This is a genomic window from Entomomonas asaccharolytica (assembly GCF_016653615.1).
GTDB lineage: Bacteria > Pseudomonadota > Gammaproteobacteria > Pseudomonadales > Pseudomonadaceae > Entomomonas > Entomomonas asaccharolytica.
In genome coordinates this window covers 1,437,188-1,457,339 of record NZ_CP067393.1, presented here as the reverse complement: position 1 = coordinate 1,457,339, position 20,152 = coordinate 1,437,188, and the positions used below count along the sequence as shown (strand labels likewise).

Annotated in this window: 33 protein-coding genes; 3 read left to right on the top strand and 30 right to left on the bottom strand. The window is 35.1% G+C overall.

What is annotated here, in order from left to right:
* Positions 1 to 5: 5 nt before the first annotated feature.
* The 29 genes from JHT90_RS06775 to JHT90_RS06635 all read right to left on the bottom strand — a co-directional run bounded on the left by JHT90_RS06775 (position 6) and on the right by JHT90_RS06635 (position 17,534).
* Positions 6 to 1,505 carry a DUF3383 domain-containing protein gene (locus JHT90_RS06775; RefSeq protein WP_201095450.1) on the bottom strand — a complete coding sequence of 500 codons (1,500 nt, stop codon included), beginning with the start codon at positions 1,503 to 1,505 and terminating at the stop codon, positions 6 to 8.
* Positions 1,505 to 2,035, bottom strand: coding sequence for a phage neck terminator protein (locus tag JHT90_RS06770; protein ID WP_201095448.1), 531 nt, complete (start codon positions 2,033 to 2,035; stop codon positions 1,505 to 1,507). The genes JHT90_RS06775 and JHT90_RS06770 overlap by 1 nt, the downstream gene beginning before the upstream one ends.
* Positions 1,959 to 2,324 carry a hypothetical protein gene (locus tag JHT90_RS06765; RefSeq protein WP_201095446.1) on the bottom strand — a complete coding sequence of 122 codons (366 nt, stop codon included), beginning with the start codon at positions 2,322 to 2,324 and terminating at the stop codon, positions 1,959 to 1,961. Before JHT90_RS06765 ends, JHT90_RS06770 begins: the two co-directional genes overlap by 77 nt.
* A complete protein-coding gene (locus JHT90_RS06760; RefSeq protein WP_201095444.1) occupies positions 2,317 to 2,787 on the bottom strand; it encodes a phage virion morphogenesis protein in 471 nt (156 codons plus the stop codon). Before JHT90_RS06760 ends, JHT90_RS06765 begins: the two co-directional genes overlap by 8 nt.
* Positions 2,772 to 3,152, bottom strand: coding sequence for a DUF4054 domain-containing protein (locus tag JHT90_RS06755; RefSeq protein ID WP_201095442.1), 381 nt, complete (start codon positions 3,150 to 3,152; stop codon positions 2,772 to 2,774). Before JHT90_RS06755 ends, JHT90_RS06760 begins: the two co-directional genes overlap by 16 nt.
* 19 nt (positions 3,153 to 3,171) lie before the next feature.
* Positions 3,172 to 4,137 (bottom strand): major capsid family protein, encoded by a 966-nt coding sequence (locus tag JHT90_RS06750; protein ID WP_201095440.1) that lies wholly within the window; start codon positions 4,135 to 4,137, stop codon positions 3,172 to 3,174.
* Between the two features lie 10 nt (positions 4,138 to 4,147).
* A complete protein-coding gene (locus JHT90_RS06745) occupies positions 4,148 to 4,627 on the bottom strand; it encodes a structural cement protein Gp24 (RefSeq protein WP_201095438.1) in 480 nt (159 codons plus the stop codon).
* Positions 4,627 to 5,796, bottom strand: a complete 1,170-nt coding sequence (locus tag JHT90_RS06740) for a DUF2213 domain-containing protein (RefSeq protein WP_201095436.1) — start codon at positions 5,794 to 5,796, stop codon at positions 4,627 to 4,629. Before JHT90_RS06740 ends, JHT90_RS06745 begins: the two co-directional genes overlap by 1 nt.
* Before the next feature lie 25 nt (positions 5,797 to 5,821).
* Positions 5,822 to 6,544 (bottom strand): phage head morphogenesis protein, encoded by a 723-nt coding sequence (locus JHT90_RS06735; RefSeq protein ID WP_201095434.1) that lies wholly within the window; start codon positions 6,542 to 6,544, stop codon positions 5,822 to 5,824.
* 58 nt (positions 6,545 to 6,602) lie between these two features.
* Positions 6,603 to 7,922, bottom strand: a complete 1,320-nt coding sequence (locus JHT90_RS06730; RefSeq protein ID WP_201095432.1) for a phage portal protein — start codon at positions 7,920 to 7,922, stop codon at positions 6,603 to 6,605.
* Positions 7,919 to 9,358: a phage terminase large subunit gene (terL, locus tag JHT90_RS06725; protein ID WP_201095431.1), complete on the bottom strand. Its 1,440-nt coding sequence runs from the start codon at positions 9,356 to 9,358 to the stop codon at positions 7,919 to 7,921. The genes JHT90_RS06730 and terL overlap by 4 nt, the downstream gene beginning before the upstream one ends.
* Positions 9,300 to 9,836, bottom strand: a complete 537-nt coding sequence (locus JHT90_RS06720; RefSeq protein ID WP_201095429.1) for a DNA-packaging protein — start codon at positions 9,834 to 9,836, stop codon at positions 9,300 to 9,302. Before JHT90_RS06720 ends, terL begins: the two co-directional genes overlap by 59 nt.
* Positions 9,837 to 10,003: 167 nt before the next feature.
* Positions 10,004 to 10,219 (bottom strand): Rz1-like lysis system protein LysC, encoded by a 216-nt coding sequence (gene lysC / locus JHT90_RS06715; protein WP_201095427.1) that lies wholly within the window; start codon positions 10,217 to 10,219, stop codon positions 10,004 to 10,006.
* Entirely contained in the window at positions 10,206 to 10,556 is a 351-nt protein-coding gene (locus JHT90_RS06710; protein ID WP_201095425.1) for a hypothetical protein, read from the bottom strand. Before JHT90_RS06710 ends, lysC begins: the two co-directional genes overlap by 14 nt.
* Positions 10,557 to 10,561: 5 nt before the next feature.
* Entirely contained in the window at positions 10,562 to 10,762 is a 201-nt protein-coding gene (locus tag JHT90_RS06705) for a hypothetical protein (RefSeq protein ID WP_201095424.1), read from the bottom strand.
* 4 nt (positions 10,763 to 10,766) lie between these two features.
* Complete coding sequence (locus tag JHT90_RS06700; RefSeq protein WP_201095423.1) at positions 10,767 to 11,141, bottom strand: M15 family metallopeptidase; 375 nt, start codon at positions 11,139 to 11,141, stop codon at positions 10,767 to 10,769.
* Positions 11,138 to 11,452: a phage holin, lambda family gene (locus JHT90_RS06695; RefSeq protein WP_201095422.1), complete on the bottom strand. Its 315-nt coding sequence runs from the start codon at positions 11,450 to 11,452 to the stop codon at positions 11,138 to 11,140. Before JHT90_RS06695 ends, JHT90_RS06700 begins: the two co-directional genes overlap by 4 nt.
* Positions 11,453 to 11,991: 539 nt before the next feature.
* Positions 11,992 to 12,573 (bottom strand): hypothetical protein, encoded by a 582-nt coding sequence (locus JHT90_RS06690; RefSeq protein WP_201095421.1) that lies wholly within the window; start codon positions 12,571 to 12,573, stop codon positions 11,992 to 11,994.
* A gap of 4 nt (positions 12,574 to 12,577) precedes the next feature.
* Positions 12,578 to 12,958 carry a VRR-NUC domain-containing protein gene (locus JHT90_RS06685; protein WP_201095420.1) on the bottom strand — a complete coding sequence of 127 codons (381 nt, stop codon included), beginning with the start codon at positions 12,956 to 12,958 and terminating at the stop codon, positions 12,578 to 12,580.
* Positions 12,945 to 13,142, bottom strand: a complete 198-nt coding sequence (locus tag JHT90_RS06680; RefSeq protein WP_201095419.1) for a hypothetical protein — start codon at positions 13,140 to 13,142, stop codon at positions 12,945 to 12,947. Before JHT90_RS06680 ends, JHT90_RS06685 begins: the two co-directional genes overlap by 14 nt.
* Complete coding sequence (locus JHT90_RS06675; protein ID WP_201095417.1) at positions 13,139 to 13,504, bottom strand: Ref family recombination enhancement nuclease; 366 nt, start codon at positions 13,502 to 13,504, stop codon at positions 13,139 to 13,141. The genes JHT90_RS06680 and JHT90_RS06675 overlap by 4 nt, the downstream gene beginning before the upstream one ends.
* A complete protein-coding gene (locus JHT90_RS06670) occupies positions 13,498 to 14,115 on the bottom strand; it encodes an HNH endonuclease (RefSeq protein WP_201095415.1) in 618 nt (205 codons plus the stop codon). Before JHT90_RS06670 ends, JHT90_RS06675 begins: the two co-directional genes overlap by 7 nt.
* The gene (locus JHT90_RS06665) at positions 14,112 to 14,537 is read right to left on the bottom strand and encodes a recombination protein NinB (RefSeq protein ID WP_201095413.1); all 426 of its coding nucleotides are present in this window, start codon (positions 14,535 to 14,537) and stop codon (positions 14,112 to 14,114) included. Before JHT90_RS06665 ends, JHT90_RS06670 begins: the two co-directional genes overlap by 4 nt.
* Position 14,538: 1 nt before the next feature.
* Positions 14,539 to 14,775: a hypothetical protein gene (locus JHT90_RS06660; protein WP_201095412.1), complete on the bottom strand. Its 237-nt coding sequence runs from the start codon at positions 14,773 to 14,775 to the stop codon at positions 14,539 to 14,541.
* 345 nt (positions 14,776 to 15,120) lie between these two features.
* Complete coding sequence (locus JHT90_RS06655) at positions 15,121 to 15,345, bottom strand: hypothetical protein (protein ID WP_201095411.1); 225 nt, start codon at positions 15,343 to 15,345, stop codon at positions 15,121 to 15,123.
* Positions 15,342 to 16,118, bottom strand: coding sequence for an ATP-binding protein (locus JHT90_RS06650; RefSeq protein ID WP_201095410.1), 777 nt, complete (start codon positions 16,116 to 16,118; stop codon positions 15,342 to 15,344). Before JHT90_RS06650 ends, JHT90_RS06655 begins: the two co-directional genes overlap by 4 nt.
* Positions 16,115 to 16,960, bottom strand: a complete 846-nt coding sequence (locus JHT90_RS06645) for a hypothetical protein (protein WP_201095409.1) — start codon at positions 16,958 to 16,960, stop codon at positions 16,115 to 16,117. The genes JHT90_RS06650 and JHT90_RS06645 overlap by 4 nt, the downstream gene beginning before the upstream one ends.
* Before the next feature lie 16 nt (positions 16,961 to 16,976).
* The gene (locus JHT90_RS06640; protein WP_201095408.1) at positions 16,977 to 17,282 is read right to left on the bottom strand and encodes a CII family transcriptional regulator; all 306 of its coding nucleotides are present in this window, start codon (positions 17,280 to 17,282) and stop codon (positions 16,977 to 16,979) included.
* A gap of 36 nt (positions 17,283 to 17,318) precedes the next feature.
* Positions 17,319 to 17,534 carry a helix-turn-helix transcriptional regulator gene (locus tag JHT90_RS06635; protein WP_201095407.1) on the bottom strand — a complete coding sequence of 72 codons (216 nt, stop codon included), beginning with the start codon at positions 17,532 to 17,534 and terminating at the stop codon, positions 17,319 to 17,321.
* A gap of 110 nt (positions 17,535 to 17,644) precedes the next feature.
* Between JHT90_RS06635 and JHT90_RS06630 the strand changes: the two genes are divergently transcribed.
* Both JHT90_RS06630 and JHT90_RS06625 read left to right on the top strand, forming a co-directional pair.
* Positions 17,645 to 18,325, top strand: coding sequence for a LexA family protein (locus tag JHT90_RS06630; RefSeq protein ID WP_201095405.1), 681 nt, complete (start codon positions 17,645 to 17,647; stop codon positions 18,323 to 18,325).
* 60 nt (positions 18,326 to 18,385) lie between these two features.
* Positions 18,386 to 19,336, top strand: coding sequence for a S49 family peptidase domain-containing protein (locus JHT90_RS06625; protein ID WP_201095404.1), 951 nt, complete (start codon positions 18,386 to 18,388; stop codon positions 19,334 to 19,336).
* 90 nt (positions 19,337 to 19,426) lie between these two features.
* Here JHT90_RS06625 and JHT90_RS06620 read toward each other — a convergent pair whose 3' ends face one another.
* Positions 19,427 to 19,735: a hypothetical protein gene (locus tag JHT90_RS06620; protein WP_201095403.1), complete on the bottom strand. Its 309-nt coding sequence runs from the start codon at positions 19,733 to 19,735 to the stop codon at positions 19,427 to 19,429.
* A gap of 181 nt (positions 19,736 to 19,916) precedes the next feature.
* On the opposite strand from JHT90_RS06620, the gene JHT90_RS06615 reads away from it, so the two are divergent.
* A complete protein-coding gene (locus JHT90_RS06615; protein ID WP_201095402.1) occupies positions 19,917 to 20,150 on the top strand; it encodes a hypothetical protein in 234 nt (77 codons plus the stop codon).
* Positions 20,151 to 20,152 lie beyond the last annotated feature (2 nt).

The following is a 20,152-nucleotide window of genomic DNA, read 5'->3' as shown; positions in this document are numbered from 1 at the left end:
TCTCCTTAACGGTCAAAATTAACAATTACATCCACAGAATGAATTGCACCAGCCATTTTTAAAGCCACTTGTGAAGGTGGAGCTTTACGCTGTTCGCGGTCTGAACTGGTCAAGTTATCTGTGGTGTCTGACCATACATAAAAGCCTTCATCTAAGTAATCACCTGTGTTTAACGTGCCGAATGGGTCGCCATTCCAAACGCCTGCTGCAAATGCGCCATTGTTCACACCTTCACGACATACGGATTTAATCGCACTGTTAATTCGTTCTGTACCAAAGTCAGTTAATGGAATTTTGGTAGGTGATCTGTATAGGGTAGTAAATACTTGCTTTTGTACAGCATCCACAAACCAATCAAGAATATGTACCTCATCAAAGAAACGACCACCACATACAGTACCTTCAGCTACCATTGCTGATTGGTCATAGTAAGTATAGAAGTTAATGCCTAATGCTTTACATTTGGCTGCTTCTGTTTCAGTAAGATCGTCTGGGGTAATACCAGGTAATTGTTTAAACTTCATGGTTAAAGTAGAGTTTTGAGCTGAGAAGTTGACACTCATTCCACGTGCTAAAAATGAAGTAATCGCGTAATGGTCATTCTTATCATATAAAGCGACTACTCTATACATTTGACGATCATAGAAGTCTTTAAAGATGTTAGATGAAGTATTTTCAATATGGTCTGGATTTTGTGTAGTAACACCAAACATTTTTTTATCAGTAGCCATTATCCAATTTGCACCACTAACAATTTCATCATCTGTTAATGATACTGCACAGGTAGCAGCCCACCAGTTACTGGTTTTATTATTAAGTGCTGACATGGCCTCTGCTAGTGTTTGCTTGGCTAGTGTTACTGCATCAGCCCCTGCAACAAGTTGCGCCATACCATTTTCTAGACGTAATAAAGAACCTATATAAGTTCCTACTGCTTCGCCTTGTTTAACATAGCTTAATTTTATTGCTACGCCAGCAGTAACCGCTTCAATAATAAAACGATTACCAACACTATCAAAACGCATTTCAACTTGCGAGTGAGGTAATTGATTATTAATAATTAAAGCTACATCTGCAAAGTCAGTTGCTTCTGATAGGTCGATATCTTGAATAACTGAATCAGCACCATTAATTGAAACGGTCATACAACCATTGGTAATTTGTTTTAGTGTTGATAAATCAGTTAGTAAAGGTGTACCTCTTAAAGAAGCTTTTACAGCGTCAATATTGACATCATTTCTAATCCAGCGAGCCACCATCATTTGTTTAGGTTTAGGTGACTGCATCCAGAAATAAGAGCTTGCTTTGGCTGTTTCTGAGCTTACCCCAAAATCTAGTTCAATAGATTGTTGGCTAGTATAGATTTGATAGAGAGTATTTTGATCTTTAAATACTTCCCCAATTTCAGGGGTAAATAACGCCATCATCCCAAAATTATTTCTCAATGGTGCTGTAGGCGTAATATTTAGCTGTACATTGACAATATTATTTAACGACAATGACATTATTGGTTCTCCGTAATAATTACAGTTTTATCATGCTTGCCTGCATGAGTAGTTATTGCAACTTGCTCAATGCGTTCTAGACTCAGCATGACTTTATGGTTGTGACTGACTATTAAATTCATCTGACTACGTTCTTCCATTGCTGCCCCTGCTATAGCTGATATATCTAAAGGCTCAGAAATTGAGTAAATAGCTGCTTTTAATGCCCTAAGCTCTCGCATGGCATTAGATGAATAAAGCGCAGTTTTAAGTGTTTTAAGTAGGCTATTAGCATTATTGCCGAAGGCTTGAATGCTATAAGTTGAATGGTTAGTGCTAGTAATTGTTTCTTTTTCTGTGTCTCCATTATAGTGATAGCTTGGTGAGCCTAACTCTGTACTAGAAACAAATTTAACAGTGATAAAAGGGCTATCTCCCACAGGTGCAGATTGATTAGCTTTTCTAACACTTGTATCAGGGAACTTCAAAACCTTTGCTATCACTCCCCTCAGTGCCGCCTCGTCTAATCGAGATACCGTAGTAGTATCCATATTCGCTCCAATCGCTCATTGCCCTTATACGCCATTTATTACCTTGATAGATCACTACATCACCAACTTTAATTGGCTCTACTGAATGAATCATTTTTGAAGGAAAATAACGCTCACCCTCTTCAAGCATTTGCAAGTCATCAGGTGTTGTTGGTTGAACAATCATTGTTTGAATTGTGGGGTCATAGTATTGCGACCACTCACCATTGATATATTCGCCATCACCCACTAACAGCTCTACTTGTTGAGCAAAATTAGGGTCATCAAAAAATTCAGCTAGATTAATCATTGTTTCTTACTTCATAGGTTATTGACTGTCTTAATTCACCTGTATCTATTAATGGCTTACTTGAACCTTTACGTTTAATTGTTTCAGGTTTAAGCGGTGTAAAATCACCATTAGCAATAAAGGCTTTAACATCACCAGCAGCGATTAAGCCAAGCACATTAAGAGCTTGGTCAATGCTCATTTGATGATTCAAAACCCGTTTAAAGTTTTCAGCATTAAGCCTAATATATTTGCCTTGATTACCAGTAAGGGAAGCCCTTAAAAATGAACGCTCAGCAATATTAAGCTCTGGCACACCTAATTCATGAACAGCCGCAATTAGTGCATTGGTTACACCATCAGAACGACTATTATTAGAAGCTGGTACACCTACCACAACATGCTTATTAGCCAGTTTTAATAGCTCATCTTCTAAGGTTTGCCACTTGGATAGATCAATATTTTTTTCTATCTTGGTGGCCATGCAATAACCTTTATATGTACAGCTACTAATTTCCGCAACTGCAAATATCGCTGTCCGTAAATAGTAAGCATATAAGATGAATCATCATTATCACTTACTGTAGGCACTGCATAACCTATAGAAAGTGATCCTGCTGACTTATTAGAGACAGGAAAAGGCGAACCATTGCCGCCTGAACCGCTTCCATTAGCATTAGGATTACTTTTTAATAAGTGAGCGGCTAATGCTAATACTCCTTGTTGGTAGAGCTTACCCCAAATTTTTGCGCTTACTTGAAGTTGAGCATCTTCAATAAATACATTAATTCGCCCATCAGAAATGCTGTCAAATTCAGGATATCTTGCTCTAAAATCATCTAGTAACATAGCTATACCAGCCATCTAATTATGTAGCTGAAGTTTTGTAATCTTGATAGACCGCTGACGCTGGCTCATACCATAACGCACCAGTAAACGCTGAACGATAACCGCACTCATAGGTTAATAGATCGCGCTGTCTTACGGGCAATAACTCAGGCATGTGAACTTTCATTTCTACATAGTCATTACTATAGGTATAGACAGCAAAACGTGTCTTGCCTTTATTAATGGTAGCTGCGTAAGAAGATGGAACTTTAATAAACGTTAATTTAAAGTTTTCATCATCTGCTGCCTTGCGTAAAGCTGCCATGATTCTGTCCATTGCCGATATTGGTAATAAATCAGTACCCACAATTGCAGAATTAGTATCAAACTTTTGCATTAATAGCATAAAGTCTTTAGCATCCATTGCTAAATGAGTGGGCTGAATACGATAGTCTGACTTTTCCCATGCTTTGTTGTAGGCAGTTAAAATCAATGCAACAGCTTCTTCACTGGTCATTTCAGCAATAGTTTTGCCACTGGTATCAGTCAATACTTCGACTTTTTTGCCACTTAATAATCCTTCTTGTCCTTTGGCTTCTTGATGACCAATATAGCCTGCATATTGAATAGTAGCCAACGCGTTAGCATACAGATCATCTTGCTTTTTAGTTTGCAAGGAAATATTTAAACGGGCAATTTTTTCAAGTTCTTGCTGAGTCCAAGAAGCACCTTTGCCCCATTGAGCAACATTAGCTTTTAACCATTCAATATTGCTATCAATAGTTTTTAATGAATTGGTTTTATTACCAATAATCCCATCTTTTACTGAACCACGAACATTTGATACGCCATAATCCCAAGTATCAATACCAAACTCTAACCCTTCGGAAATAGGGATTGCTTGTGCAATATTAATTTCTGGTAATTGCTTTTCTTGTAGCTGCGTATCACGCTCATTTAAGCTTTCTTGTAAAACGTCTGTATAATCTGTTTCATAAACTGGCATGATTTACTCCTTAGGCTGCATCTGTGAAACTTTGTATATATCCAAGAGTAAATGCCACGCAATTATTACCTGCGCTCACATCCTCTACCCAACCACCAATGTCAATAGCACCTTCTTTTACATTGGTTACTTTGCCAGCATCTGCACCTGTGACCACAATATAAGCACGATCACCACGCGCAAAATCAATTCCATCTACTGATTGCACTGCTACGCTATCACCATGAGAAATATGCACAACATTAATAGTTTTTTCAGCAGTGCTTTTTTCGCCATAAATATCACGAACGACAATACCACTAATTAAATCAGTACCTGCTGTAATAGGTTTAACGCCACCTTCTGCTGCTACTGCTACAAAAAGGCCATACTCAATTTGAGTATCCGTTGCATTTTTCTCGCCCCAAACCTTTTGGTCAGAGCTAGAAACTCTTTTAATTGAGCCAGCATTAAAAATGCCATCATCACTATCCCAATTTGTAAATCCCATTATTTACCCCCTAAACGTTGTGAAGCTGTTTTAGTTGCTGGCTTTTGGTCACCAAGCAATGTTTTACCTATTGAGTTATTGCGCTTCATTGTTGCACTAAGCCCTGCATAAGCACTGGAAATCTCAATATCAGATTTACCTAATAATTGCTCTTTGGTAAAAATACCGCTATCTACTAAAACGCACTCATACACTTTACGCGCTGTAGAAGAATCACCAATTTTTGCTTTAGGAAAGCGAGCTTTTGCATCATTAAGTGCAATGCTTGCCTCATTAGAATTTTTAAGCTTATCCAGTTCTTCTTTAAGATTTTTGTTCTCTTCTTCTAGTTCAGCATTACGTTTTGAAAGCTCGCCAGTATCAGGCTCTTTGTCTGTAATCACTGGCTCACTTTCTGCTGTTTGTAACTTTTTAAGAAGATCAACAATTGTTTTTAAGGTGTCAATTTGCTCCTGGTCTTTTTCGCCATCAGGTAATCCTTCCTCTTCAGCAAGCTGCTCTTGTAAATCAACTAATAACTCTTGTAGTCGCTTGGCTTCATCGGATGACAAAACAGTTTCACCTGCATCATTGACTTTTAAAAGACCAGTTGCCTTTCTTAAGCCATCAATAATTTTATTTTTTACCATATTTGTTATACCTTTATCGCCAAGCCTGCACGAATCACCGCAACGACCGCTTGGCACAATCGCTACGTGATTTCCTTTGATATTGATTTTGTTGTAATCAAATTCTTTACTGTTAGAAGCTACAACATCACAGTCATAACCTAGTGAGAATTGCTTAATATCTTTGTTATTTATTTCTTGAATAGCTTCTGCATCAGATATATAAACATCTGCTGTTAAATGTTCTCCATTGGGTTTAACATTTTGAGTATGTCCTATACCGTCTTTTTTCCATGTGCTAGCATTTACTTCTAAGCCTTTAGGATGAATTAAGGTAATAGGCGCACCTTCAAAAGACTCGATAGTTTTAGGGTTAAATAGTTCTTCTTTGGTTACACCTACTTTGTAAAGCTTGCCTTTTTCTTGTCCTATTTCTTCACCTAAATAATCAAGAACACCTACCTTTGCAATATTTACACCTTTGGCCACTAAATAGCCTTGCTCGGTAATTTGTAGTTTACCGTCAAAATTTATTGCTTTATCATTAATTCTTAGTTTCATATCTCACCAATAAAAAAGCCTGCTATTAGGCAGGCTCATTTAACCAACTGATATAAGGCTGATAATCACATCTACACTGATAATCTTCACAAGGATGCAACTTAACCATATTGGCAGTTCTTTTTTTCCATGTTTTACCGCCATCATCAGAATAAACTGTAGCATCATCAAAACGACATAGCTTATTATTCATGGCTCTGTGGCTATCCCTTTCCCTTTCGTCATCAGCACCTAACCAGATATACATTTCAATACCCAGTGATTTATTGCGTTCTCTGGTTATTGTTCCATTTATCTTTGCTGTCTGGTCACGAGCAATCATTTTCGCTCTTGAGTCGCTTACTTTGCCACGCTCTTTAATAATCTTGGCTAGCTCACTTGACCGCATTCCATCGGTATAGTTATCCCTAATGGCTTTACCTATATCACTAATAAAGTCATTTTTGATTGAACTAATTAAACTAACGTTGTAATCAATGGCTTTATTTAATGTTGATGAAACTACCTGATCGCCAAGTAAACTTGATATATCTATTTGATAAGCTGCTTTAAATCGATCAGCCATAACACGCCTATTTTGCGTGTTAATGCTTGTTACCATACGAGAGGCTATCTGTTTAGCCAGTGAGTCTATATCAAAGCTACTGAGTCTTTGAATAATGCTATTGGTTTTCCCTAACAGGGTATTATCTGCTTGAGCATCTATAAGGGTAGTATTATTTACTGCTGTTACCGCTATAGAGACCATTGTATTAATAATCTCTGTTAAGGCATCCCTATAGATAACTTCAGCCTGTTTGCTGCCCTTAATAGGTCGTATTTTGCGACTGTTGCGAACCTGTCTCCGTGATTTGATAAGGGTCGGTAAATTGATTATCATAAGGTTTTTCCAACTCTTTTATATTCTCAATATCTTGTTCACTAATATTTGAAAAAACTTCTTTTTGCTTTAATTCCATCAGTGCCTGTTTACCTGTTATCAGGTTGTTTTGATAAAGGCTAACAATGCCCGTTGAATAGGTTGCAAAGGTGGTTGATTCTTCTTTAAGATTAGAAGGCTCTATGCTTGGAAAACTATATGCGAAGTCGTCAGGATTGATATTAGCCATTGCTAACAAAAACTGGTCAGTAAAATCAAGTAATGGCCTTAAACGTGATTCTTGTAATGAGTTAATAGTGCCATAATAGGCTTGATTATCTTCTTCGCCACTGGCAAAGCCTGCTGCTGATTGACCAAACATCACTGTAACAGGTCTATCCATTGCACCAGCTACTACTTCACGCGCCTTCACCCATAGATCAGATAAACCGCTAAATGTAATTTCTTTCTGGTCGTACTCGTCATCAGCATCTACTAGCAACATATTGCTTAATGATTTAATTTGTTGAGCTAATTGAGCATATTTAACAACTAAATCCTCTTGACCGGCCGCTATTTGATTATTTAAGCCCTTCATCTTTAATACATCAATCTTACATTCTTCAACAAGATCAGAGACTGATGTCGATATAGCATCAAAGGCTTTAATAATATCCATCTTAGAATTAAGATCACTAACGCCTTGACCACCGTTCTTTTTTCTTTTGCTGAATGGTATCTTGCCAGTTACTAATCTATGTACTCTTGATGCATGTATTTCAATATTGCTTACTGTATAGGATAAAGGCTCTCCAAACGTTTTTGATAATATGCTGGTATCAATATCACCATTCTTATAATCATCTATTACAATAAAGCGTAATAATTTTTCTGTTGATAGATTTAATTCAGTTGCATATTGATCTTCTGTAATATCAGTAATAGCAAGTATTAATATTTCACCAAACAATGAACCAAAAGCAAGGGCTTCTTCAGCAATCATTGGTACTTTAAATTTATCTTCAAGTTTTTCAAGCAGCTTTAATTGTTCTGATTCAGTATCAGATGTTTCTATAACACGCCACTTTTTAACCATATCTCTGGCTGTTTTATCAATATACTTTTCTGCTATCCAACTTGAGAAATAAGTATTTAACCAGTAATTATTGCTTTTATTAGTAGATTGTTTATATTTTCTACTCTCTGACTTTCTTCCTAATGCAGTAACTAAATTCATCATACTGTCATTTAATGTTTGTTCACTCATAAACTATCCCAAATAGTGACACTGCCACCTAAGAAATGATTAATAGCCATTACTAAAGTATCTACTTGGTCATCATGTAGATGGCTATCTGTGGCAGTAAAATCTTCACATTCATCAATAAAGTCACGCACCCATGAGGCATTAGCAGGCAGAAACACAAAACCACTTTCAATATATCCCTGTACGCCTAACACTCTTGTATATTTGTCGGTGTCTGTTTGTATTGGCTTAACTGGAATCTTGGTGAACTTGTTTAATGTTTGGATTAAGCTTGAACCACTTGATTTATCTTCGATATGAATAGCTGTTGGTCTTTTATCTGCATATTTATTCCAAACATCTTTAGCAGTTCTAAAAAGGTCTGGAGCTTCCCACTTACCACGCACCACATCAATAATATAAAGATTACCATCATGGCCAAGACCAACCACTAAAAACACGGTATAGTCATTTTGTGTTTTTACTTTCTGGGCGGTATCAGCAAATATTGCTACTCGTTTTATTCTTGGTAGTATTTCATAACGTTTGAACCAAGTACCTTTAATTACTCCACCGCCAGCAGTAGTTGGACGTTGTTGATAGAGACCATTCCAAGTGGTTGTACCCACTGCTGACTTGATTTTATTTAGTCGTTCAAGAGGAAACCTTTCAGGATGTAAAGGCTCACCTATTTTTCTAAATTGTTCATCTATCTCGGCAATAGCAGGAAAGCGTATTATTTTCCAGTGGTCGCCTTCCCCTTTTTTCATTTCAGCTATTAGTCGGCCTGCAAGATCATCTTGATGCCAACGAGTCATACCTAACAGAATGCCGCTATTAGGGCTTAAGCGTGTATATAGTGTTGTAGTGTACCAATCCCATATAGCATTGCGTATTGTTGCACTATTAGCTTCTTTGGCATCTTTTACAGGGTCATCAATAATAGCTATATCAGCACCCATTCCTGTAATGCCTGCGCCTACCCCTGCGCTTCTGTATGCACCTTGATAATTAACTATCTCAAATATCTCACTATTCCTCAGTGGAGTATTGGCAATAGTTACAATGTTTTTTCGGTTTAGGCTGGTGTCAGGGAAAACAGCATTATAGTTGGGTTCATCGATAATCCTTTGTACATCTCTATTCATTCTACTAGATAAGTCTGAACTGTAACTTGTAGCTATTATTTGAAGATTAGGGTCTTTACCTAATACCCATGCTGGAAATCTTCTACTAAATAATTCACTTTTACCGCTACGAGGTGGAGCAAAGATCATTAATCTAGGTTGCTTACCTGCTTTTACATCTTCATAAAACTCTTGGAGTGCATCAGCAACTATTTTATTAAACCATCCTTCTATAAAGTCTTGCTTAGTGTACTTTACAAAGTTGAAGAAATTACGTCTCGCTTTCTCCTGTCTGATCTCGCTTAGATCGTAAAATGGCAAGTTCTTCATATAGTTCTAATTCTTTATCTGACAGCTCAGAAAGATCAGGCTTATTCTCTATTTTGATAGCATTACCATCTTTTCCTGTTAATTCTTGTTTATCAGATAATCCTAGATCACGAGCAATAATATTAGGATTTAATAATTCTGCTGCTGCACCTGTGAATTTCTGATCTCTTATAATCTCTTCTGCTCGCGTAATGATGTTCGAAAAACTTTCAACTCTTCTCCATTCATCCCAAGTAGACCTAGATATATCAAGAAAAATACATATTCCCGATATTGTCATAGCTCTCATTTTGGGAAGTGTTTCAATCTTTACTTCACCTTGATATGCAAAAGCCTTAGATTCATATAATGGATTATTCTCTACCCATTCAAAATATTCACAGCAAGCATTCCATAACACTTCAGGATCATTGAATATTTTATCTCTTCCGTGCTTTGTGCGAGCTTTCCAGAATTGATTTCCCTTTGGAGCTGGCATACTTAATTAATCTCTTTATTAAACTATCTTTTTTAATTTGTACTAATTGACATCTAAAGTTACTGTCTAATCTAGGAGGAAATATTTCATAGCCTAGATCTAAAACATCACCACCATTATTATGACATTGTCTAACACTGCTACTAATTTCATGTTTCCATTCAAAATTATTCATCATTATTTTTCTGCCATGTTATTAAAGCATCTACCTGATCAGCACAAAGATTAAGATTCTTTTGAATAGTTAAAGTACACTCATAAAGCTCACCATTATTAATTGGCTTACAATCAGGAATGCTTAATCTCTGACATGGAGTAATAACTGGTGTTTCAACCTTAACTATCTTTACATCAGTAACTACTGGCTTATCAATACAGCCCACTAGGTAAAGGCTTGCTAGCCCAGTTATTAATAGTTTGGTTTTCATGTTTCTTTATCTTGAACTCTTGGACTAGCTTAGTAGCTTGTTTCTCTGTCTCGGTTCGTTTGGCTTCTAGCTCTGTAATGTAAACTCTGTTTTGTTGAGCCTGGCTCTCTAATAGATCAATAGATCCTGCTAGGTTTAAATTAGCTTGTTGTAGCTGTTCAATATTTTTATTAGCTTTATCTAGTTTATCTAAAGCACTATCACGCTGATTAGAAAGTATTGATATGTAGATAATAGCTATAGCTAATAAAGCAGCTAATCCAATAGAAGCATATTTAGTGATGGTTTCCATATTATTCAAACATCATTAATTCTTAGTTTTTTTAAAACCATACCAATATCAGTGATTGATGATTTATTTTTTTTAAGTGCTGCAATTTCTCTTTTTGTTTCTTTTAAACTTAAATTTCCTTTTTTCCAACATTTTTTAATTATATATTCCTGTAAGTAACCTTTTTCAATAAGATACAAGAAGTTTTCATAAGAGTCATCTTCCATATAATCACCTTAAAATCAATTCAAAGTGAGGTCCATCTTTCAGAGATTTCCAGCTTCCTCCCCATACAATAGGGATACTCAACTCTTCAGATGCTTGTTTAAATGCTTTTGAGATTTCTTCATAATACTTCCAATCCCAAGTTACTTTACCATTAACATAAGCTACTACATCTACAGCATGGCCTGTTAAATGGCGGCTATTCATAGTTTGACTAGCACCACGAGCCACATATTTTTCTTGTGTTGCTCTATCTCTTAGCCCTTCAGTAATACCGAAATCAATTGTAGATAACTGTAAAGCCCTATCAACTACTTTTCGTAAATCAGGATTAATGCCTGTTAGTTTATCTAAGCTTCTTTGACTGAATTTGAATGTCATTCTTTATCAATCCTTTTATCTGTCCATCTTCTAGCCCATACTCGCATTTGATCTACACCAAACGTACCAATCCATCCTGCTACAGCATAAGTCCATCCAGCAGACAGACCGAACTCAGTACATGTCATTCCCACAATAAGCGCAATTAATGATCCTATTGTAGCTTCTAGTAATCTTCTCATTATTCTTGGTTCTTTATCATCGTATGATATTCGAAGGTAGCTAAGTATGAATGTTATGCACATAACTACTCCATACTCTTGAAATATACTGATTAAAGCTCCCCAGAATGAAGGGTTTTTTTCTGGCATTCCTTTAAACTCATAGGTTTGTAGTGCATTTTCTTACACTGCGTACATTTGATCTCAATTTTGTTGTCGCTTAATTTGAATAAAAGTCTATTGCAATTATCACATCTGTATTGATATGTGTTCCTATCTAATTGAATAATGTGAATAGACTTACATCTTGAACATCTGAATCTTAGTTTTTGATCATCAAGATAAGTGAAAAGTAACTTTTTACACTCACAGTTAGACTTTTGTAGCATAACCCTTGCTTATCATTATTATGCTAGACTTTGCACTCCTGTACAGGACGGGGGTCTAGCTATGATGCAGTTCGGTCTGCTGATTAGGGCTATCTTTAATATTCTAGTATTAAAGAAGTCACCCTCGCATAAACTAAAGCAAATAATTAAGCCCCTGACTATTACTAGTTTAGGGGCTTTTATTTAGACATAAAAAAACCAACAATTAAGTTGGCTTTTCTAAAGTGACAATTTTGAATTGTGGTAATTTTGCCCTATTTCGTCCTCATAGTCAACACTTATTACAGAAATAACAGAATTTTATGCAACTTTATTGTATTTAGATATACTAATTACTTTGCTTACAGGCTCTAATGCAATCTTATCAATATAGCCACATGCTTCAAGCAAACAATCATATATTGCTTCCCAGTCTCTACCCCAATTATGGTAATTTATCTTTACACCTTTATTATCATATAACCACTTACATAAAATACCAGCGTTTGAAAAAGGTGACGGATTACCAAATACAATGAAAAAGTAATCAAATATAGCACCAATAGCCAAATAATTAACTTGCTCTAACTTCTTATCTGTTAGTCTCTCGTCTTTATAGTTATATCTAAAGTAATCAAATATAGCTTCTTGACCTGCTTCTAGATCATCTATTGTTCTCATTGGGGAGTACATAAAATTACCAAAACCAGCCACATTATGAGGCAATAAACTAATAGCATGCTGTACCCTACCAGCTAACCATGCATGACAAGATGATTCTGTAGTATTACTTTTTACAGTTTTCTGAATAGGAACTCCTAATTTTAAATACTGTTCAATAGTATTTTCCTTTCCGCTAAAATGCGCATCATGCCAAACTTGCCTAGCTGTTATATACTTCATAGTACTACCCTTTTAAATACTCAATAATGGTATGCTTGGCTTGTTCAAAGCCTTTACAAACTACTGCTTGATAGCCTTGTTCAGTAGCTTTTCTTAAAAACTCTTTTTGATCATCTGATACTTTTCCACCAGATGCTTTTTTCATTTCAATAAATAAACCATGATATTTAGAATTAGGCTGCATTAGAAAAAGATCAGATACACCATTAACAAAACCTTCACTTTTTAATCTAGCCATCTGTTTAGCTCTTTTTATCCTGTCACCTGCTAATACAGAGCCGTTAGGGATAGAGAATAAGCAGTAAGCAATGGGTCTATATTGCAATCTAAACCATTTAACTAAGCTAGCTTGTTCGTCTCCTTCTAATGCTCTAATTTTTCTCATTAAAATGTTCCTCACATGCTTTTTTAGCTAATTCTGGATCGTCAAATAACTCTATAGGTTGATAATCAAAATCATCTTTAGGAGTAAATGCTCTATATTTCCAATCATCACCCACTTTGAACTTAGCTATTTTGTAACCAATATCAGATACCATGTGATATTTGCTTGCTCTTTGCCAGTTCATGCTGCTATCCTTCCTTTAAAAATAAACTCATCTATAAGCTCAACTACTCTTTTAGGTACTTCTATGTTTCGTCTTTTGAGAATTGATACGCTGTCACTCATTAACTGATACTGATTACCATATCTATTTTCAAAACGTTTTTTATAAGGATGAACTGCTATAGCCATTCCATTATCTTGATGATGAGAAGCGCATAAAGATAAGACTAACCAATGAGCATCTTTTTTAGTGCGTCCTTCTATATGATGAATAGATACCCAATCATTAGGATTACCTTCTTTCATACAGGCAATACAACCAACCTCACTACAAAGAAGATTCCAATATTTTTTTTGCTCAATAGTTACTGATCCCACTAGCACAACCCCATTTCTGTCAACTCTTTTTTATATGTATGCTTATTCTTGATATTACATACAGTTTGGGCACATACGTTATAACGCTTACCTATCTTGCTATAACTATCTTTTGCATAGTAAATTTCTAATATCTGGCTCTTGGTTAATTTCGATTTGTATGATCTTAGTCCTGAATGTGCTAATCCAGTTTCTATTGCATGAACAGAGTTTTCAGAAAAAGTACACCACTCTAAATTTTCAACATGATTATCTGATTTATTACCATTGATGTGATTAACTGTTGGCTTATTATCAGGATTAGGTATAAATTGATTAGCAACTAATCTATGTATCATTTCATACTTTCTTTCATTCAAATCATTTGTTAAACCAACAAATTTATATCCTGCTTTCTTGGTTCCTGGTTTTAATAACTTTAATTTTGTGCCATTGGTTGAATAAACTTTTCCACAAGGAGTAATGTAATAAGAACTGTATCCTGTTAGTATTTCAGCATTAAAATTAATAATAATTTTATTAATATCTTCCTTTAGGGCTTTTTCTCTATCTGCTCTGATTTGATCGTAAGGTCTGCCGCATCTCCAATTTAATGAGTCTTTTGTAATTTTGCTCATGCCACTAACTCCTCTTGCATGATTGGATAACCTTGTTCAGCACACCATTGTTCTATTTGAGCCATATAATTACCGAACTCGTCTACTGATAAAGTAGTTGTACTAATCCCCCTAGTTTCTGTTCCTGTCGGCAATACAATGTCCTCACAACCTATGAACCAGCGACGAAATTGTTCATGCCACACTTCATCGTTGAAAGTTCTGTAATCAATCCATACGTTAGTTGATATTAGTCGCAACATTGCCCAGTAACGTTTATTCTGCTCTAATGAACGCTTACTCTTATAATTACGTATCACTAGTTCATAGCCATCTTTTGAATTATCTGAATCGACTAGATTAGCTAACACATTACCTACGTTCTTCAATGCTAACTCAATACCCGCTTGAGATTGTATGCGGAATTTTCTCTCTGATCTCATACTATTCCTCATAATATTTCTTTATTGCAAATTTGATGGCTTTGTCAAATTCTAAAAAAGGATTTTCATTGCCTTCTATCCAAATATCATCAATCAGACTATCCCAACCTCCCCAATCATCTAATGTTTCAAATTCATAATATGGAAGGCATAATTCTCTTAGCTTATTTTCTAATTCATAAGTTTTCTGTTTAGCTGTAATCAATTCTTTTAAGGTTTCTTGTATTTTCTTATCCATTACTCACCAACTTTTATTAGATTTTTATATAGCTGCTTCACAATATATAAATATTCATAAAAATAATGCCTAAGCCACCACTTATACTCTTTAATGAAGTGTTTAATTGCTTTTACTAAAGGGATAAATAATAAAAAAGGAAAACCTATTAAAAAAACTATTAACCCAATAAATGACCTTAGTCTTAACATCACTAAACATCCATAATTAGTAAAGAAAAATATAAAGCTATCCAATATGAACTAATGATTATTAGATCAATATCGGGAGCACCAACTAAAAAAGAATGTAAATTTATGCCAACTAAGCACATTGATATGAAGAATGTGAAAGCAATAGCAAATTTCATTTATCGCCATCCTTAGCTAATTCCTTTAGCTTATGATTTTCTGCTTTTAGTTCAGCTACTTCTCTTTTAAGCTCAATTTGTTTTAACTGCTGCTTGATCTCTGCGACTTCACGTTTCAAATATTTAATATCTACAGCATCGCCAATACTGAATATAACTAAAGCTATAGATAAAAATGTAAGCACCACCATTGGAGTAAAATAAGCTAAGCTGTCACTCATACCTTAACCCTCGCAGATTCCCATTCAAATAGGATTACAGAACCACCTTCTCTCAAACGATCAACTACCCTGTCACCTAGATAATTAGCTAATTCTTTAGGGCCATGATTAGATACTATGACCGTTGGATACATTTGTTCGTAACGTTCATTGATGATGTCGAATAAGGCTGTTAGCTCAAACTCACTAGCCTTCTGCACGCCTATCTCGTCTATGATTAGTAAATGAGGATCAATAAACGTTTTGTATGCTTCTGATTCACTAAGATCATTATTGTTAAATGATGACCTAATAAATCTAAGCATGGAACCTACTGTTGCATATAACGCTGTATATCCAAGCTCTGTGATAATTTGATTTGCTATTGCATTGGCTAGATGGGTTTTACCGGTACCCACACTTCCTAAAAGTAACAAGGACCTACCATTTTCAAAATTATCTTTGAATTGATCTGCATAACGTTTGCATTTAGCTAGGGCCTTTTGCTGATCCTTAGTATTTGCAACATAGCTATCAAATCCTTTGGATTGAAAGCGAGGTGGTATACATGCGCTTCCCAATCTACGCTCAATGGACCTTCTAAGCATGTCCTCTTGGTCTTTCTTTTGGCGTTCAATATTTTCAGCTTCACGAGCCTCATCCATGCACTTAGAGCAAGGCGACCAAGACTCACGACTTGCAATTTTGATTAATTGAGATTCATATTCACCATGCTTTTCACAGGTCCTAATCTCAGTAGCCAATACTTCAAATAGATTTTTAACAGTATTCAAAATATATACTCCCCATCAGACCCTATTCTAAGCCCTTCTCGATAGTTAATATTGCTTGTGTTTGCTTGCATTGATGGTTTTTTATCAGGAAACTTATGAACGTTATTAGAATTTGGCCTATGATCTCTAATCCAATTACGCCATGTTGCCAACCAATCTCGCTTTGTTGCCCTTGCGCCTGTTGCCGAATGCCAGTAATCAATGAATTTATCAGCAGATAATCTAATTTCATGCTCAGATAGTTCAGATCTTAAATCTTTACCAATGGTTAACCAGTCATTAGGCATGACAAAATCATCGGGCAATCTACTTCCACGATTAGATTTTTTAGGTTTATGCGAATCGTTTTCGATTTGCTCATGTTCGCTAGAACCTATACATAGGGATTCATGATTCAATGAATCAGGATTCAGAGAATCAGGGGGATTTTCACCAAAGTTGTTTTGTGAGTTCACCGTTAATTCACCGTTAATTAACGGTTGTTTATTTTCTTCCATATTTTCAATAGGTTGTTTTTCTTTTTTCTTTGGAAGATTGCTAGCTTTTTCAGTATGGTGTGGTGACTGATGTTTTTTGAAATTAGTTATTGATATAACTTTAATATCATTTTCAGTATATCTTTCAATAAAACCTAATGTTTCAAGTTTAATTAAACCTTCATTAACATCTATATTATCAGCAGGAAATAATTCCATTTTAATTTTTACAGGACGATCTTCAATAAGCCCTTCCCTATCTGATAATGTCCATAATCCAATAAATAGTAATCTATACTCAAATGGTAGAGTTACTAGATCTTCATTCATAAAAAAAGCTGGTTTTATATTTCTAGCTCTAGCCATAATTCACCTAATATATTTAAAACTCATCACAAAGATCATCAGATGAGTTGATATGTTCATGCCATTTCTTAGAACCATACATAAGAAAATCAACATCTTCCTTTTTAAAACATTTCACATTTTCAGGAACTATCTTTAACTCCATAAAAGAAAGTATTTCTGCAAATTCCTGAAGCTTTTCTGGCTTCATTCTGCTTATAGTTGATTCATCGCAACCTATCGCAAGAGCAACAGATTTATTTCCTACTGATGCAAGTCTCTGCACGATAATTGAATAATTCTTGCGTGCTCTTTCCTTTTGTTCGTCTGATAATTTGCTCATCTAATTACCTATAATGACAAACATCATGTTCATCTTTTATGCTGCTTTATCTTTTGGTGGAAAAACATCATCAAAAGTACAAACCGCTCCTAATTGGTTAAGCGCTTCTACTATTTTTCTTGCATCAGAAATACAAGGAGTTCTTCTGCCAGTTTCATAATGATTAATTGCTGACTGACTAAAGCCAGCCTTATCTCCGAATTCTCTCTGCGAGATATTTAATTTTTTTCTATATTTGGTTAGGGGTGACATTCTTACCTCCATTTATCTTAAATATAGATTACATATTGTAATCATTAAAGTCAAACAATGATTACATATTGTGTATTGTTCTATTTAGTACAGAGTGTAATATTTGAAATATGAATGATTGGAAAAAACTTGCTAAAGAGCAAATGAAACAGCTAAAAATTTCTCAATATGCTTTAGCTGAAAAATTAGATTGTAGTCAGGGCGCTGTTGCTCACTGGTTGAGTGGTAGGCGTACTGCTGATATTGACACAATTAACAACATATTAGAAGCACTAAGCCTTCCACCTCTTTCTATTGGTGGCACAAAACTTTCGTCTAATAATCTTTCGTATAATGAAATTAACAACGTGAAAAGTGTACAATCACAACCTCACGTGATCAAACCTTTCTCCTACCCAGTGATTAACTGGGATGATGTTGAAAAATACCTAGATAAGCGCTTATCTTCTAATCTGATTAGAGGCGCACTAATGTCTTCAAAAAATATAAAAAAAGGTTTTTGGCTTGAAGTTATTGGAAATTCAATGTGGTCATCAAATCCTATGAATAAAATAACATTTCCTAGTGGTACCATGATTTTGATAGATCCTAACTTTAATAAACTAGAACACGGTAAGTTTTACATAGTAGAAATGCCAGATGGCTCTAAGACTTTTAAGCAACTACTACGAGATGCAGGGCAAAGTTATCTTAATTCATTAAATGATAACTTTAAGCCAATACCTATTGATGAAGCTGAGTGCAAATTTCTTGGAAAAGTAATAGATAGAAATTTGGGTGATATAGATTAACAACAGCCCCTTATGGGGCTTAGAAATTTAGTTCTGATTACATACTCAAAGGAAATTAAAATGAGTGATAATAAATATATAAAACGATTCGAAGAAATAGATGATGACATCATTGTTTACTGTGGAGATATAAATAGGGATGGATATGAAAAATTAACAGATATATGTATTAATGAGAAAATTAGCGATTCTGCCTATCTGGTATTAAATACTTGCGGAGGAGATCCTCATGCAGGATTTAGAATGGCCAGATGCTTTAGACATTATTATGGAAACTTTAAAGTAGTAATTCCATATATATGTAAATCAGCAGGCACTTTAGTTGTAATGGGGGGCAGTGAGCTAATTATTGCAGATAAAGGAGAATTAGGGCCGCTTGATGTTCAAATGATGAAACCTGATGAACTGATTGAGCGTAGTTCTGGTATGGTTATTCCTCAAGCGCTTTCAATGCTTAGGAACCAAGCAAAAGCGATTATTGCTGATTCAATTCTTGAGATAAAATTACGAAGTAGACTATCTACAAAGCTTGTTGCTGAAATAGCAACAAAATTAGCCACTGACTTATTGACTCCTATTTATGCTCAAATAGATCCTTATAGACTAGGAGAAATGAATAGAGCTAATGCTATTGGTTATGAATACGGTGAAAGACTTAATAAAGACGCAAAAAATCTTAAATCTAATGCTCTTCCCAAAATTGTTGCACAATATCCAGATCATGGTTTTGTTATTGATAGAAAAGAAGCGGCTACTTTGTTCAAAAAGGTACGCGCTCCAACAGATATTGAAACAAAATTAATACTAAAGTTATTAGATGATTTGAGTTTAGCTATAGATAATCCTGATCCAATATGTTTTAATTTAAATAGGATAAAAGTAGAGGAAAATAAAGATGTTTCTAAAGAAGGAGAAAATGATGGAGTATCAACTTCCGAAGGAAGTATCGCAGACAAGAGAAAAAGCCCTAGAAAAGTGGACAAAACTGATTCCACAAAAAACAAATCTTGAAATAGAGATAAATAAAATAGAAACAGAAAAAGAAATTAAAGAATTATTAATTGATTATATTTAAAGCCCTAACAAGGGCTTTTTTATTGCCTACCCTTTCATATTCTTAACAATTAAAGCTGAAAAAGCTTCTCTAAAAGATGGATTTTCTATAGCTAAGTTTAATGATCTGCTTACTAGATGCTTAGATGTGTTTAGTAACTGTGGTTCTGTTTGATACTTCTGCTGTAACTTCAATAGTTCTATATTGAATTGAGCTTGTTTTGATTGTGACATGATGATTCTCCAACTAGTTAAAATATCGCCTAGCTGGTTCATGGCTGGAGGCGACATTGTGCAAGTGAACCCTGTTAACTTACCTAGTTGGATATAAGACAACAGCAAACACAATGCCACCATAATAGCATTGTTCCAACTAGTTAATTACAGAGGTTCAGTCTGTAAGCAATATCTTAACCTAAAAAATACAATAATTGAAATTATTACACTGATTACAAAAATAATTACATTTCGTATTGACTAATATGATTACACATTGTAATATTATCCCAACAAACAACGAACAGTTGAGGTAATCAAAATGGCAAACCAAGTTTATATAAAAGGACAAGCTAGTCATGACTTAGCTAATGATCCTGCTTGGAATCGTCCAGAACCTCAATTTTTCGTTCAATCAGAAGTAAATAACTACATTAACCAACTTATGACTACTGGTTCATGCCCTGAATTATGCGGTGACGCAACAGGAGCACCAATGAATTATGAAGAAGCTTATAAGTTAGTTATCGAAATTATGACGCTAGACGCTGCATAGGA